The sequence below is a fragment of the Ammonifex thiophilus genome (assembly GCF_003368535.1).
Classification (GTDB): Bacteria; Bacillota; Desulfotomaculia; order Desulfotomaculales; family Ammonificaceae; genus Ammonifex; species Ammonifex thiophilus.
Genome location: NZ_QSLN01000028.1, coordinates 1 through 14,105, shown reverse-complemented (window position 1 = coordinate 14,105; position 14,105 = coordinate 1). Strand labels below are relative to the sequence as shown.

General features: G+C 58.8%; 19 protein-coding genes. All 19 read left to right on the top strand.

The annotated features are described in order from the left end of the window. Positions 1 to 805, top strand: an 805-nt coding sequence (locus tag DXX99_RS10340) for an RHS repeat domain-containing protein (RefSeq protein WP_205664705.1), incomplete at its 5' end; no start/stop codon positions are given. A gap of 4 nt (positions 806 to 809) precedes the next feature. Next, positions 810 to 1,664 (top strand): hypothetical protein, encoded by an 855-nt coding sequence (locus tag DXX99_RS10335; RefSeq protein ID WP_115793404.1) that lies wholly within the window; start codon positions 810 to 812, stop codon positions 1,662 to 1,664. 47 nt (positions 1,665 to 1,711) lie between these two features. After that, the gene (locus DXX99_RS10330; RefSeq protein ID WP_115793403.1) at positions 1,712 to 2,554 is read left to right on the top strand and encodes a hypothetical protein; all 843 of its coding nucleotides are present in this window, start codon (positions 1,712 to 1,714) and stop codon (positions 2,552 to 2,554) included. 2 nt (positions 2,555 to 2,556) lie between these two features. Next, positions 2,557 to 4,020 carry an S-layer homology domain-containing protein gene (locus DXX99_RS10325; RefSeq protein WP_115793402.1) on the top strand — a complete coding sequence of 488 codons (1,464 nt, stop codon included), beginning with the start codon at positions 2,557 to 2,559 and terminating at the stop codon, positions 4,018 to 4,020. Between the two features lie 79 nt (positions 4,021 to 4,099). Beyond that, the gene (locus DXX99_RS10320; RefSeq protein ID WP_240610909.1) at positions 4,100 to 5,332 is read left to right on the top strand and encodes a nucleotide-binding protein; all 1,233 of its coding nucleotides are present in this window, start codon (positions 4,100 to 4,102) and stop codon (positions 5,330 to 5,332) included. A 39-nt stretch (positions 5,333 to 5,371) separates the two neighbouring features. Then, the gene (locus tag DXX99_RS10315; RefSeq protein WP_115793400.1) at positions 5,372 to 5,944 is read left to right on the top strand and encodes a prepilin peptidase; all 573 of its coding nucleotides are present in this window, start codon (positions 5,372 to 5,374) and stop codon (positions 5,942 to 5,944) included. 291 nt (positions 5,945 to 6,235) lie between these two features. Beyond that, a complete protein-coding gene (locus DXX99_RS10310) occupies positions 6,236 to 7,549 on the top strand; it encodes an AAA family ATPase (RefSeq protein WP_115793399.1) in 1,314 nt (437 codons plus the stop codon). A 2-nt stretch (positions 7,550 to 7,551) separates the two neighbouring features. Further along, positions 7,552 to 8,163, top strand: coding sequence for a hypothetical protein (locus tag DXX99_RS10305; RefSeq protein ID WP_115793398.1), 612 nt, complete (start codon positions 7,552 to 7,554; stop codon positions 8,161 to 8,163). Between the two features lie 536 nt (positions 8,164 to 8,699). Then, positions 8,700 to 9,218: a sigma-70 family RNA polymerase sigma factor gene (locus DXX99_RS10300; RefSeq protein WP_115793397.1), complete on the top strand. Its 519-nt coding sequence runs from the start codon at positions 8,700 to 8,702 to the stop codon at positions 9,216 to 9,218. A gap of 24 nt (positions 9,219 to 9,242) precedes the next feature. After that, the gene (locus DXX99_RS10295) at positions 9,243 to 9,725 is read left to right on the top strand and encodes a PDDEXK-like family protein (protein WP_134643008.1); all 483 of its coding nucleotides are present in this window, start codon (positions 9,243 to 9,245) and stop codon (positions 9,723 to 9,725) included. 96 nt (positions 9,726 to 9,821) lie between these two features. Beyond that, complete coding sequence (locus tag DXX99_RS10290; RefSeq protein WP_115793395.1) at positions 9,822 to 10,091, top strand: hypothetical protein; 270 nt, start codon at positions 9,822 to 9,824, stop codon at positions 10,089 to 10,091. Further along, complete coding sequence (locus DXX99_RS10285) at positions 10,045 to 10,251, top strand: hypothetical protein (RefSeq protein WP_240610908.1); 207 nt, start codon at positions 10,045 to 10,047, stop codon at positions 10,249 to 10,251. The genes DXX99_RS10290 and DXX99_RS10285 overlap by 47 nt, the downstream gene beginning before the upstream one ends. A gap of 17 nt (positions 10,252 to 10,268) precedes the next feature. Next, on the top strand, positions 10,269 to 11,246 hold the full coding sequence (locus DXX99_RS10280; RefSeq protein ID WP_115793393.1) for a ParM/StbA family protein: 978 nt from the start codon (positions 10,269 to 10,271) through the stop codon (positions 11,244 to 11,246). A 189-nt stretch (positions 11,247 to 11,435) separates the two neighbouring features. Beyond that, positions 11,436 to 11,768, top strand: a complete 333-nt coding sequence (locus DXX99_RS10275; RefSeq protein WP_115793392.1) for a hypothetical protein — start codon at positions 11,436 to 11,438, stop codon at positions 11,766 to 11,768. A 66-nt stretch (positions 11,769 to 11,834) separates the two neighbouring features. Continuing rightward, positions 11,835 to 12,110, top strand: coding sequence for a hypothetical protein (locus DXX99_RS10270; RefSeq protein ID WP_115793391.1), 276 nt, complete (start codon positions 11,835 to 11,837; stop codon positions 12,108 to 12,110). A gap of 58 nt (positions 12,111 to 12,168) precedes the next feature. Then, on the top strand, positions 12,169 to 12,387 hold the full coding sequence (locus DXX99_RS10265; RefSeq protein WP_115793390.1) for a UPF0175 family protein: 219 nt from the start codon (positions 12,169 to 12,171) through the stop codon (positions 12,385 to 12,387). Next, the gene (locus DXX99_RS10260) at positions 12,384 to 12,836 is read left to right on the top strand and encodes a PIN domain-containing protein (protein ID WP_205664704.1); all 453 of its coding nucleotides are present in this window, start codon (positions 12,384 to 12,386) and stop codon (positions 12,834 to 12,836) included. Before DXX99_RS10265 ends, DXX99_RS10260 begins: the two co-directional genes overlap by 4 nt. A gap of 7 nt (positions 12,837 to 12,843) precedes the next feature. Beyond that, on the top strand, positions 12,844 to 13,095 hold the full coding sequence (locus DXX99_RS10255; protein ID WP_115793389.1) for a type II toxin-antitoxin system MqsA family antitoxin: 252 nt from the start codon (positions 12,844 to 12,846) through the stop codon (positions 13,093 to 13,095). 92 nt (positions 13,096 to 13,187) lie between these two features. Continuing rightward, on the top strand, positions 13,188 to 13,709 hold the full coding sequence (locus tag DXX99_RS10250) for a hypothetical protein (protein WP_115793388.1): 522 nt from the start codon (positions 13,188 to 13,190) through the stop codon (positions 13,707 to 13,709). Positions 13,710 to 14,105 lie beyond the last annotated feature (396 nt).

Below are 14,105 nucleotides of genomic sequence, written 5' to 3'. Positions count from 1 at the left end.
GGAAGGGGACAGGTGGACCTGCTACGTCTGGGGTCTGGGGCTCGTCGAGGAGGAAAGGGACGGGAAGGCACTCTTCTACCACTACGACCTGCGGGGAAGCACCGTGGCTTTAACGGACGAGAAGGGAGAGGTCACCGATCGGTTCTGGTACGGGCCTTACGGGGAGCTGGCAAGGCACGAGGGGAAGGCCGACACGCCCTTCCTTTACGACGGCCGGGACGGGGTGATGACCGACCCCAACGGGCTTTACTACATGCGGGCCAGGTACTACAATCCGGAGATCAAGAGGTTTGTGAGCAGGGACGCCACCTGGACGGGGCTGGATGTGCGGAAACTCAACCCATACGTTTACGTCGGCGGGAATCCGGTGCGATTTATCGATCCGGCCGGGGAGGATTGGTTGGATATTGCCATATCTGTGGCCGGATTAGGTCTGGCAGTCGGGGCAGCGGTCACCGAGGCACCTGGGCTGATATTTGCTGGATTTGTGGTCGCAGTTATTGGTGCTAGTTGGGAAACTTGCAAATATTTCTCTCCGGAGACAGAAAACAAACCTGAAGTGTACGAGGTAATTTTTAGCTGGGTCGGGGCGGCGCTAGAACTCCCGGGCATGGTAAAGCTGGCCGGCCGGGGGGTCGGCCGCTTTGGACGTTTCCTGGAAACGGGTGAGAGCTTGAGTTACCTGTATACGTTTGGCTACGAAAAGGCAAGGACGGCAACGGAGTTGGCCCGCTTGGCGGCGGAATGGATCACAGGGAAAGCACCGAAACCTGCTCCTTTCTGGGTGGAGGAGGTGCTGAAATAATCCGATGTTTGAAGCGGCAGTGCTGTTGAAGCTGAAGGCCATGAGCGATGACGCGCTGCGGTTGCTCATGCTTGCCCTGGGCCTTGCAGTCGTATTTCTGGTAGCCTGGGTCGTGGACCTGAAGGGGTATGCCCTCCTGGGGCGGGACTACCGGTTTTGGGGGCCGGTGTCTGCGGTTGCAGCTGTGTTCCTGGCGCTGCTGGTGCTTACCGTCTTCAGGATCGAAGAGCTACGGCACTCCCTGTGGCAATGGCTCGCGGCCTGTGCCGGCATGCTCGTCTTCACCTACTTTTACTCTCGCTACCTGGGCAACATGGTCTGCGACCTGCGGGAGCAGAGGCGGAGTATGGGCTACGATCAGGGCTTGAGGGAGACCCTGCGCATGCGGCGGGACTTCGAGACGAGGCGGCGCTTCGAGCGGAGCCCCGCGGGGATAAACCTGCAGGGGAGGCTCGAAGCCCTGGCGGGGAAGTACGGCGCAGACGCGGCCTGCTACCTGGTCCCCCACAGGGGGTACCGGAAAGGGGAGAAGAGCGGCCACTGCGTGCTCCTGGCCGCAGGCAGGCTTGCCGGGGAGCTCAAGTGGAGGCACTTCGACGTGCCCGACCTGCCCCCGCGGCCCGCCATGCTGAGGCCGACCGGGGAGTCGTCCGAGTTGTTCCGGCTGTTCCGGGAGGTGGCCGTCATCCCCGTAGAGCGCTTTCCCGGGAGAAGCCTTGAGGGCCTGATCCCGGAGGCGCAGAAGGGCTTCATCCTGGTCGGCGTCGCGGGAGAGGGCGGGAAGATAGACGAGAGGGTGATAGGAGAGGTGGAGGGCTGGCTCGGAGGAAGAGCGACGGGCGGTTCAGGGCGCGGTTGAGGCCGTCGGCCGGGTGAAATTTCAATCGTGGAAAGGATGAGGGCTTTGTGCCCTGGCTGGACCGGTTGGAAAAGTACGGCGACCTGCTGCTCATCCTGATAATCGGCCCCGTCCTTTGGGGGTGCTTATGGGTGTGGAGGATAACCGCCTACGGTTACCTGACACCTAAGGAAGCGTGGGTACTCAGGAGCATGGGAATTATCTTCCCCCTTTTATCGTTGCTTTTCTACTCTCTCCCTTTAAGGATCAAGCGCTTCCACAGGTACCTCCCTGTTACGTTCGCTGGAAGCTTCTTGCTATTTATTCTCATTTTTCTGATGACAGCCCCCGATAGACCCGGGAAGCCTAACCCGTTCTGGCGGGACTTCCTCTTCAGCGTGAGCGGCCAGGTGTTTGGCCTGCTCTCCTTGGGGGTGGCCTGGCTTCTCTACTATGCTGCGGGCAGTGTTGCCGTCCTCTCTTCCCTGAAGCGCAAGTTCAGGGAGCTTGCTCCCCGGCTGGGTGTCGAACTGGCGTTTTACTACGACCCCCGGGAGAAGGACCACATACGCCTGCCCGACATCTATGCAGCGCCACAGTTTACCGTTTTGGGTATTCCCGGTGCAAGGGTGAAGTTTTCCTTCATGAGAGAAATCACCGACACCCTGCTCGCTTCTCCACCCCCCTGCGGAGACCGGGCGGTGGTGCTGGAGGACGGCTCGGAGCTGGGTCCTCTCTTTTCCCGGTTCGGCAAGGTGCTGGTGGTGCCGAAGCGCACGGAGTGGGACAGGAAGCTCCCCGTCTTTCTCCAGGTCCTCCGTGGCTGCGTGATCGTCTGCTTCCGGAAGGGTAAAGAGGTTGCCCCGGCAGTGCTGGAAGAAGTGAAGAAAGTGATAGAGGAGGCGTGGTGAGGATGCAATGGCGGTTACTTTGGAACCGGAAGCGCGGGGGCAAGTCTTTTGAGAAATGGTGGAGCCTATCAGTAGTAGGTTTCCTGATGCTTCTGTTCCTTCTTCATTTCGTTTCACGGGCCTGGGCCGTTAACTATTCTTACGATCCTCTGGGCCGGCTCATCTCAGCGGACTACGCTACGGGCCAGAAAGTCACCTACTCCTACGACCCCGGCGGCAACCTGCTGCGGGTCACCTTCGAGGGAACACCCGTCCTGCTCGAAGGATTGAAAGTGCATCCCGAAACTCTGAGCCTGACGGTAGGGCAGGGGGTCGGGCTCACGGTGACGGCCGTCTACTCGGACGGCACGGAGGCAGACGTGACGGGTGTTGCCGGCTACTCCTCGGGAGACGAAGGCGTAGCGCGGGTGGAGCCCGGCGGAAAGGTGGTGGCCGTGGGTCCGGGGAAGACGCTGATAACCGTTACCTGGAGCGGCCTGACCGGCCGTGCCACGGTCACCGTAGTGCCCGCTTCCGGGGGCGGCGGTGGGGCGGCTATCATCCGGCCTTCCGTCACCACCAGTGACCCGGCCGATGGAACTCGGGACGTGCCCGTGGATAAAGTGATCAAGCTCGGCTTCAACACCTCCATCCAGAAAGGAGACGGCTGGGACAGGATCACTCTAAAGGACGCCTCCGGCAGGGAAGTCAAAATCACCGCCTCCGTGATAGAAGAAAGCTTCCTCGTCGTCAAGCCTGAGGCCGAACTCGCCTACGGCACCACCTACACCCTCACCGTTCCGGCCAATGCCGTTAAAAGTGCCACCGGCTATGGCCTGAGCTCCGGCTTCACCCTGACCTTCACCACCGCTAAAGAGCCGGAAAAACCCGGGAAGCCGGAGCAGCCCAAGCCCAAGTTCAAAGACATGGCCGGGCACTGGGCCGAAAAGGTGGTCCTGGAGCTGGCCGCGAAGGGGCTGGTCGCCGGCTACCCGGACGGCACCTTCAAGCCCGACAACCCCATAACGCGGGCCGAGGCGGCGGCCCTGCTGGTGAGGACTTTGAAGCCTGCGCCTGCCACCGGGCAGGACCTCCTGGCGCTCTCACGAAAGATGACCGACGCTCAGGACATACCCTCCTGGGCCCGAGAAGTGGCGGCGGTGGCCGTGCGGGAGGGGCTGGTGAAGGGGGACCTCATAGACGGGAAGCTTTGCTTCGCGGCGGAGAGGAAGATCACCCGGCTGGAGATGGCTCTCTTCCTGGTGCGGGCCTTAAAGCAGAAGGAAGTGGAGCTTGGGCCGGGGGAGCTCTCCTTCGCCGACGCCGGTGAAGTACCCGCCTGGGCAAAGGGCGACCTGGCGCTGGCGGTGGGGGCGGGCCTGGTCAGGGGCTACCCCGACGGCACCTTCAAGCCGGCGAAGCCCGTCACCAGGGCCGAGGCGGCGGCCATGATCTCAAGGCTTTTGGAGGAGCTTCCTTCCCGGTAAGCCCGAACTTTTCCGAGACCGGTGCGGCCCGGCAGGTCCGGGCCGCTTTTCTTTTTTTTTCGGGGAGGTGAGCTTGGAAGTGTTGTGCCTTCTGGCCGTCGAAGAAGAGGTGGCCCAGGTAGTGAGGGCCAACCTGGAGAGGGCGTTCCCCTCCTGGCGGTTCGAGACCGCGACCTCCGCCGGGGAGCTGAAGGGGTGGGCGGGCAGAAATGTGGACGTCCTGGTGCTGAGCCGCTTCCTGCCGGGGGAAGACCCGGTGAGGCTCTTAAAAAAGCTCAGGGAGTTCTTCCCGGTCTCCCACGTGGTCCTGCTGGCGGGGGCGGAGTCCGACGCGCAGAGGGCCTACGTGCGGGCGGCGAAGGAACTGGGCTTTACCGGCATAGTCACCGGCAGGCTCCCGGGCGACAGGCCCTACACCATCTTCGAGGCGCTGAGGGAAGTAGAGAAGGAGCTGGAAGAAGAAAGAACAATGGAAGAGCTTACTCCGGTGGAAATCCCGCCTGTGAAAAAAGAGCGCGGGATGCTGGTGCTGGTGGCCGCCAACAAGGGCGGCGTGGGCAAAACCACGGTGGCGGTCTCCCTGGCGGTGGCCCTGGCGCGGGGAGGGGTGCCGGTGGCCCTGGTGGACTACGACTTCGCCTCCCCCGACGCCACCGCCTTCTTCGGGCTCAAGGGCACTCCCGGGGTGGAGCTCCTGGCCGGGAAGCCGGTGACCGGGGAGTTGCTGAGGCGCGTCCTGGTGAGGGCGAGGCCGGGGGTGGACGTGCTGCCCGGGCCGGCGGACGGAGCGGTTCCCCCCTTCCGGGCAGGCCAGGTGACGGAGATAACGCGGGAGCTCTTAAAGATGTACCCGGTAGTGGTGGGGGATACCCCGGCGGCCTACGTGGTCAAGCCCTGGCTTAAGGAGCTTTTCGGCATAGCGGAGTACGTTCTGGCGGTGGTGGACCAGTCCAGGTTTTCGGAGCACAATGTCAAGAGCTACGCGGCGAAGCTCCTGGAAGCAGGGGTGAAGCCGGAGCGGATGGGCATAGTGCTCAACAGGTTCAGCCCCAGGCTGGCCTCGCCGAAGAAGGTGGAAAACTGGTTTAAAGAAGCCCTGAAGGGCCGGGCGAAGGCGTTCCCCATGGTGGTGGCGGTGGTGCCTTCCGACTGGGAGGCGCACGTGAGGTGCGGGCATAAAGGAAAAGTGGTGGGCCTGGAGGACCCTTCGGCCCCCTGGCACCGGCTGGCGGAGAGGATAGCCGCGGCAGCCAGGCACGAGTACAGGCCGGTAAAGAGATCTTTCTTCGCCAGACTCTTCAGTAAAAGCTAGGACTTTCCACCCTTAAAAGAGAAAGGATGTTGAGGAGTCTTGCGCCTGCCCGGAGTCTTTACTAGTTGGGGTGCTGCTTTCCTTATAGGGTGTCTCCTGCCCTGTGCCGTGGCAGCGTACTTTGACGCGAGGAGGTGGCTCTTACCCGACCGGATAACGCTGCCGCTGCTTCTTGCGGGTGCGGTGGCGGCCGTGCTCGCGGACAGGGTGGGCACTGCCGCACTGGGGTGTCTGGTCGCGGGCGGGGCAGTGCTGGTCTGCTGTCTCCTTGGCGGAGCCGGGGGCGGGGACTTCAAGCTGGCCTCGGGCCTCGGCCTGTGGTTCGGCTTCCCGGGCGTCCTGCCGGTCCTGCTCCTGGGGAGCTTCGTCGGCGTCCTGTGGGGGATGTGGAAGCTCCACAGGCTCGGCCGCCTCCGCCTGTGGGCCAAAAACTTCGCTGCGGGGGTCTACCTGCGGCTTGTGTGCGGTCTGAAGGGAGTCCTTTCGGTTGAGAAGTTGCCCGAGGACCGCGACACACCCCCTCCGCCGGCGGCAGTTCCCTTCGGGACGTGCCTGGGCATTGCCGCCTGGGTCGTCTGGTTGGCAGGTTTCTTCTTGCACTCTTGGGGTTGAAGGAGGATTTTTCTGGTCGATGGTGAATTGTGATTTTTAGGAGTTTTAGAGATGGCTGGCGTTGTTATGCCGATAGTGGGATTTGTTTGTGCGCTGTCGGTAGTGCAAGATGACTTGCTCGAGGAATCCACCATGGGGTCGATCCTGAGGTAGTTGCGAGACTCGGTGAGGCTTGATTTTTTTAATGCGGAGCTAAGTTAGAAAGTAGCTTGATGGAGCTCTAGAAGGAGCTACAAGGGGCGAGGAGCTTCTGTGTATACTTAGTATGGTCGCAGGGAGGAGGTTTAGATTATGGGTTCTGGAAGTATGGTGCGCGAGCCTTTCATAAAAAGAGTGCGTGTGAGGAATTTTAAAAGTTTTAAAGACGCAGAAGTTAATTTGGGCAAATTCACTGTTATAATTGGTGCAAATGCTTCTGGTAAATCTAATTTCATGAATATTTTCAGATTTTTACGCGATGCCAGCAGGCACGGCCTGGATACGGCTATATCTATGCAGGGAGGGGTCTCTTACCTCCGAAATTTGAACAGCACTGTTTCTGATTCTAGGGAGCTATCTGTAGAAGTAACATTTGGTCCGTTTCGGGTTACAAAACGTGGTAATCCGTCAGTTGATATCTTGTGCAAAGAAACTGTGTATAGGCTTAGTGTGCAATTTGCTAGAAGCGGGATAAACTTTATAGATGTTAAGGAAGAATTGAAGCAGAATAATGAATACATTGAGAGACACAAGGATGGTGGTGAAGAGAGTAAAGGGTGCGGAGAGATTTCTCTTGTTCGGGAGAACCGAGAGCTGAAGGTTCGCAGCATAGATATACCTGAGAGTGTACCAATAAAAAGTGAATTAGAGGGCATGTTGCATGCTTTTGCGAGGGAGCGCATGAGTGAATTTCAGGATTCTTGGAAGGGTAGATCTTCCCGTGATGACTGCTTCTTATTAAGATCTATGTTCTTTTACCCTCTTTTCTTTCCGGTAAGTGCGATTATAGACGACCTTTCTGTGTATCGGCTCGATCCAAACTTAGCTAAAAGTTCGGCTCCTATAACTGGTAGCCGTGAGCTGAAGGAAGATGGTAGTAACTTATCAGTTGTTCTCAGAAACATTGTTAATCAGGGCGGGAAGCAGAAAGAGCGATTTCTTGGTTTGTTGAGAAACTTTCTGCCTTTTGTTGCTGAGCTTCGCATAGAGGATCTTGCTGATGGTACTCAGCTTTTTGAGTTGAGGGAGTCATATAGCGGAGGTAAATATCTACCTAGTGTCTTGCTTTCCGATGGTACTGTGTTGTTGACAGCTTTAGTTGTTATTTTATATTTCAGCAAAAAAAGAGTGGTCATGATAGAGGAGCCGGAGCGGGCTGTGCACCCTTATCTTATCGCTAAGTTGATCGAGATGTTAAAAGATCCTGGGCTTGTTAAGCAAGTCGTCGTGACAACTCATAGCCCTGAGGTATTAAAATGGGCCGGTATAGATAACATTCTGTTCATGTCGCGCGATCGTGATGGTTTCTCGCGTGTATCTAAGCCTGTCGATAGTGAAACGATAAGGGACTTCCTTGAGGAAGTAGGTATTGACGAACTTTATGTTCAAAACCTGCTGGAGGGATAGGCATGCGTACGCTTTATATATTTGTTGAGGGTCCAAGGGATGAAGACTTTTTTAGGCGGGCAATAGTGGGTCCCTATCTCTCCGAAAGCTACGCTGTCCACATAGTTAAATACGCGGAGAAAAAGTCTCCGTTCAAAAATATTGGTGGCCTTATTAAGACGATCAGGAGGAGGAAGGAAAAGGGGGAGGATTTAGAGTATATTTTTGTGGTTGATCTTGATGAATGCCCGTGTATAACCGGGAGGAAACAAGATATTCTACAAAAATTCTCTAGCGTTCTAGGAAATTTAGAAGAAGCTAGGAGGGAGCTTGATAGGCGGATATTAGTAGTCGTTAAGGAGATTGAGAGTTGGTACCTTGCGGGTTTAAATGGTGACGAAAATTTACCCGAAACTACCGAGGAACTTACTAAGGAAGACTTTGAAAAGTTAGCACAAGACAAGAGGTGTTCACATATTGAACTAATGAACAGAATTTTGGATAATTTCTCGGTCGAGATTGCAGCGAAAAAGAATAGGTCTTTTTGCTATTTTTGTAATAAATACCTTCATATCTGGCTACAGTCAGCCAAAAGCCAAGCTGCTGCAACAGGACAATTTTCAGACTCTGCATAAATCGGGCTTTAAGGAAAGAGCGCGAGAGGTACATCGTTTCGCGAGAGAAATTGATGCAAAATAATCATCACCGGTAACAGGAAGACGCGAACGGCTGCTCAAGTCGGTAAATTTGCAGTAACAGGAACCTTGAGTCTACTGGCGCAAGCTACAAGAGAAAGTGCTCTTACAAGTGTAGAGCGATCTTGAAAGGAGAAGCTGCCCGGCGTAAAAAGCCGGGTTTTCTCTTTTCTTGGAGGTAATCTGGCTTGCTTGAACGAATCCGGCTGCTGTTTTTGTGCTTGCTTGCCTCTCTTGCTGTTTCGCTAGTTCTGTACCCAAACGGGAGCAGGCGGCAGTACCCAGAGAAAGGGGCTTTTTCGTTCCTTACCAGGCGGAAAAGGCACTGCAGCCTAGCTGAATGCCGTGAGAGGGGATATTGAGGCACCTGACTACTCTCGCAAGCTTCAGGAGTAGCAGGTTTGAGTTCCCAGAGCACTCTTCCTTTATTATCCCGGTAGACTGCCGGGCTTTTTCTTTTTTGGAAGTGGGAAGAATTGGTTCTTGACTTCGCTGACCTCGTGCGGGAGATGATGCCAATGCTCTACGCCAAGGCCCGGGCCTACCGCGCCCTGCTCCGGCAGGCCGACCCCGCCCTGGACACGGAAGATTTGGTGCAGGAGGGGCTGGTGGGGCTGTGGCAGGCGCTAGGGGCCCACGACCCGGGGAAGGGGGGCCTGAGGCGCCTCGCCCGGCTCTGCGCGGCCCGGCGGATGCAGGACGCCCTGCGGGTCCTGACCAAGCGGGGGAAGGTCCCCGCTCGCACCTCGCTGGACGCCCTGCTTTACGAGAACGGCAGGCGGGAGAGGCACGAAGCCATGCCCGACCAAGTAGTAGACCCGGAGGAGGAAGTGGGGCTCCGGGAGGCCCTGAGCGAGGCCGTGGCCGGGCTGACGGTCCAGGAAAGGCTGGCCCTGGGGCTGAGGATAGAAGGCGTCCCCGTCTCCGACAAGAGGCTAGACAACGCCTGGCAGAGGGCGAGGAGGAAGATCCTGGCGGCCCTGGAGGGATGTTAAAAGGAAGAAAGGGGAGTGTTTTCGTTGGGCAGGAACTACCGCCGCGGCTACCTGGCGGAGCTGAGGGCGAAGGAGGAGCTGGAGAGGCAGGGCTACCTGGTGCTCAGGACCGCCGGGAGCAAGGGCCCCTTCGACCTGGTGGCCGTCCGGAAAGACGGAGTAAGGCTCATTCAAGTCAAGCGGTGCAAGGACGGGAACGGCATCAGGCCCGGCGACCTGCGGGCGCTTGGAGAAGTCCCCGTGCCTCCTGGTGTCACGAAGGAGTTCTGGGTCTGGCGGGACGGGGAGGGCTTCGTGCGGAGAGAAGTCCTGAGCGGTGGGGACGGTGCTACTGCTCTGGCCGCTGCTATCAGAGGCTTCTTAGAGAACTGTGCTGTCCTGGAGTGTCGTCCCCGGGCGCAGGGTAGCGGTGGGGAAGGAGTGCTGGGCACTTCCGTAGCCTGCGGTACGGAAAGCTGCCCCCTGGAGCGGATGCGCAGGGCTTCAGAAAAGAGGTCACGCGCGTAACCCCTTTTGTGAACCCTAGAAACTCCGGGCCGGAAGCCCGGGGTTTCTTCTTTTTCTGGAAACCGTGCAAAGAGAGGGTGGTCCGAACTGACTGAGTTGGCGCGTGTCATAAGCTTCCTGGCGAGGCACGGGGTCAAGGCCCGGCGCATCACCGGAGGACTTTACGAGATCGTGACTCCCGCCGGTGCTTTCTTCACCACGGCGGAAAAGCTGCTGAGCACTTTCGCGGGCGTGGAGACCGGAAACCCCGGCTGGGACTGGCTTTCCCGTCTGAAAGCCTTAAAAAGCATTGAGCTTAAGGAGGGAGAAGGGCTTGAGCTTGCAGGAAGCGCTCGACTTCCTGAAGGAAAGAGGCTACAGAGTTAGGCCCTGCGTGGGCAACGGCTGGTACGAAATAGCCTCGCCGGACCCGGAAGAGGGAGAGATGCTGGTGAAGGAGAAAGACCTGCTCGCGGCGTTTAGAGCCGGCGAGCCGGAGCGGTTCTGGGAGTGGCTGAGGAAGGCGCGGCTTTGCAGGGAGCTTTGAGGAGGTGTCGAGCTGAAGTGCTGGTTTCCGTTGACCTGGGTTACGGCTACACGAAGGCGGTAAAAGAGAACACCCGCGTCATCTTCCCGTCCGTGGTAGCCCCGGCCTTCGACTCTTTAGACTTCGGCAGCCGCATCTACGGCCACGTCCTGGAGTACAGGAAGCCGGGAGAGAAGGCTGCCCGGCGCTTCTTCGTCGGGGAGCTGGCCCTGAAGGAGGGGCGGGCGGCGCAGGTGATCCTCTCCAGAGAGAGGTTCCGGCAGGAGGCCGCCGCGTGCCTGGTGCTGGCGGCAGCTTATCTCGCCGGGGCGGAGGGCAGGGTGGACCTGGCCGTGGGGCTGCCCCTCGCCTACTACCGCAGCCGGAGGGAGGAAGCGGCCCTTTTCCTGCGGACACTCAACGCCCACGTCTCGGTGGACGGGGAGCCGGAGAAGTACCTGAGCTTCGACAGGGTGGTGGTCTACCCCCAGGCGGTGGGCGTGATCTACTCCCTCGAAAGGCTCCCCGAGAGAGGGCTCCTGGGGGTCGTGGACGTGGGCTTCCACACCACGGACTACATCCTGGTGGAGTGCACCCCGGAGGGGGTGGCTCCCCTGCAGGCTTACACCTCCTCCCTGGAGATGGGGGTGGCGACGGCCCTCAAGGTCTTCGCGAACAGGTTCGCCCAGGCGACGGGCGTGCCCCTGAACCTGGCCGACGCCCAGGACCTGTGGGTGAGCAGGAGAGAGGAGGTCACCTTCCGGGGGAGGCCGCTCGGCATCGGGGAGATGAGGGAAGCCGCCCGGAGGGAAGTGGGGCAGGCCATAGCCCAGGCGGTCCACAGCGCCTGGTCCGAGAAGGCGGACTGGATCGACCGGGTGCTGCTGGCCGGAGGCGGCGCGGTGGACTTCTACAATGAAATCACCAGGCTCTTCCCCGGGGCGGAGCTCGTGCCCGATCCCCAGTGGGCCAACGCCCTAGGCTTTTACCGGTTGGCCCAGGCAGTTGGGGTGTAGTACACCTTCAAGCCAGGCGGTCCAAGGCTTGGGACGGAGAAAAACGCCCGAAGTGTACTACACCTGCCCGGTAGGGGTGTAGTACACTCCCAAAGCCTTGGGAGGAGCGGGCCGAGCCCTTCTAAAAGGTGCGGGGTGTAGTACAGGTGAAGCTGTTCTGGTTGCAAGGTTCGGAAAGCTGTACTACACTTGGAGCAGAAAAAGTGCCCGGAAGCCTTGCACGGTCTGGCTTGCGGGGTGTACTACGGGGTGGTGGTCTTGAGCAGGATACTCCAGGTGCGCTTGCCCGACGACCACTGGATATGGGGGGAGCCCGACAGGAGCGCGGTGGTAAGACAAGCCCTCGACTTCTACCGGAAGGTGGGCGACCGGCTGGACCTCATACTGCGTAGGCTGGAGGAAATGGAGGAAAGGCTGGCCTGCGGGGATGTAACTGCCCGGCCAGGAGAGGTAGAAGAGAAGCCCGTCCCAAAGATCGACCCTCGGCTCATAAAAGGCGTGAGCAAGTTCCTGGACCTCTGAGCTTCCTGGCTTCCGAAAAAGAAGCCGGGCTTTTTTCTTGAGTAACTCGAAAAGGAGGTATGGAGCGTGGAGCGAAGAACCTTACGACAACTGGAGGTGTGGCTTCCAGAGGATCACCCTATCTTCCGGGTACCGGTGGAGAAGAGGGCCGAAATTGCCAGACTGCTCCTTTCTTTGTCGGAGCTTTTCCTGGATTTGCTGGAAAGAGTGGAAAGACTAGAAAAGCGCGTTGAGAAAATTGAGGCAAAAGAGGAAGGAGCACCGGAGAAGCAGTCTGGCTTTAGCAACCGGGACAAGAAAAACCGGGTGGAGATCGATCCAGCAGCGTTCCTGGACATCTGAGCAGGCGAAAAGGTGGTATAATGGCGTCAGGTAGTTCCCAACAGGAGAGGCGATGTTTATGGAAGCGCTTCGCGTAGAGCTGCCGCCCGGAATATCGGAAGAGGAAGCCCGGCTGTTTCTGGCGATCAAGCTTTATGAGCTTGGACGGCTAAGCATAGGACAGGCGGCCCGTCTGGCAGGCTATTCCAAGCGCACCTTTATGGAGCTGCTGGGCAAGCACGGTGTCCCCGTCGTCGCCTACCCGCCGGAGGAGTTGAAGGAGGAAGTTGAAAGTTGAAAGAGCCGGCGGTTGCCGATAGCGCCTGTCTCATCGGACTGGAATCCATCGGGCACCTGGAACTTCTGCGAATGCTTTTCGAGCCTCTGGTTATCCCTCCAAAAGTTCAGGAAGAGTTCGGAGTAACAATAGACTGGCTACTTGTGCAATCGCCATCGGACAGAATGCTTGTAAGTGTCCTGCAGCAAGTCGTCGATAGCGGAGAGGCAGAAGCCATCGCACTGGCAATGGAGAGAGGGTGGCGGCTTATTGCGGACGACCGCAAAGCCCGCTCGTGGGCGAAGCGGCTGGGCGTTCATGTGATCGGCACGGCGGGCATCCTGGTAAGGGCAAAAAGAGAAGGTTTGCTCTCGTCTGTTAAGCCATTGCTGGAAGCAATGCAGCAGAAAGGATTCCGGATGAGCCCGGCTCTGGTGGCTGAAGTGCTTCGCTTGGCTGGCGAGGAATGAAGCGGCAATGAGGCACGAGTACGGAAACTGCTCTTTTTGCGGTGGCCCTGTAGAAGAGCGGCTTGTCAGCGTGGACTACCGGACGAAAACCGGTCTGGTAATCATCGAGAACGTCCCTGCTGGAGTGTGCCGGCAGTGCGGCGAGCAATACTACACCGCCGAAGTAGCGAAGGCTATGGAGAAACTGGCATCGGAGGCGCTGGCTAAGAAGACGGTCACCGTTCCGGTTTACGAGTTTCCTGCGAGCGCGAATCTCTAATAAGTGTTGCTACGGCGCCAGGCCCGGAATCTCTCCGGGCCTTTTGCTTCTTCTTGGGATTTTTTTGCTCCGGGAATGGGGGAAAGGAGTGATTGCTTCTGAGTAGACCAGAGTTTCCGCCGGAATTTCCCGAGGAGTGGTTCGGCCCGAACCCCATCCTGCAAAAGAAGAAACTGGTGAACCGCTTCTTCGAGGAGACGCGGGCGGCCTTCAAGGACGGCGTGCTGGGCATCTACATCCCGGAGCCCGTGCCCAACCGCAAGGTCATCCCCCGGCTCGGGGTGGAAGTCAAGCTCTGCTGGAAGCACGCCGTGGCCCACGCCGTCGAAGAGCTCAGGAAGCAAACTTCCCTCCCCCTGCCCCTCGTCCCGGCCAGCGTGCTGATAGTGGCCTGCGTGCCGGAAGGGAAGTGGGACGTGGACAATCTGGCCTACCGGCTCATAGTCAACGGGCTGGTGGCCGCAGGCGTCCTGCCCGACGACTCCGTGCGATACCTGGACTCCGTGACGGTGAGGTACGGCCGCCCTGTGCCTTACCCCCACACCGAGGTCTACGTTACCGCGCCCCCGCTCTGGCTCGCCACCATACCTGCCATTTTTGCAGATGTCTGGTAGCAGGCGGTTACAGTACCCAGCTCAGGGGGGTAATACTGAGGCAAAGTGTGTACCTGAAAACCCTTTTTAGCGATCGCACGATCGCAAGGTACGTACCTCGCTCCTTGCCGCCTGCACCGCGTAAAGCGTTGCCACTCCTGAAACTTCCGGACCTCACCACGTTTTCCTGCCCACCCTGTACCCGCGCGCCAGGTTGGGCTGGAGGGATACACTTGATCGTGGCGCTTGCGGGGGGCTTTTTTCTCTTCCTTGGAGGGTGGTGTTTCCTGGAGGGTGCTGGCGGGCTGGCCTGGCCGGGAAGGGCTGTGGGGGTGCCCTGGAGGGAGTGGTAGGTGAGTCGGCCTGGTGGGGGGACGTGGATGCGGGCGTGAGAGGTAGCGGGACGCTGCCGGGCGT

Excerpts from the sequence above, each read along its gene's own strand:
- DXX99_RS10335 (WP_115793404.1), top strand. The coding sequence starts at position 810 with ATGTTTGAAGCGGCAGTGCTGTTGAAGCTGAAGGCCATGAGCGATGAC.
- DXX99_RS10325 (WP_115793402.1), top strand. The coding sequence starts at position 2,557 with ATGCAATGGCGGTTACTTTGGAACCGGAAGCGCGGGGGCAAGTCTTTT.
- DXX99_RS10310 (WP_115793399.1), top strand. The coding sequence starts at position 6,236 with ATGGGTTCTGGAAGTATGGTGCGCGAGCCTTTCATAAAAAGAGTGCGT.
- DXX99_RS10305 (WP_115793398.1), top strand. The coding sequence starts at position 7,552 with ATGCGTACGCTTTATATATTTGTTGAGGGTCCAAGGGATGAAGACTTT.
- DXX99_RS10265 (WP_115793390.1), top strand. The coding sequence starts at position 12,169 with ATGGAAGCGCTTCGCGTAGAGCTGCCGCCCGGAATATCGGAAGAGGAA.
- DXX99_RS10255 (WP_115793389.1), top strand. The coding sequence starts at position 12,844 with ATGAGGCACGAGTACGGAAACTGCTCTTTTTGCGGTGGCCCTGTAGAA.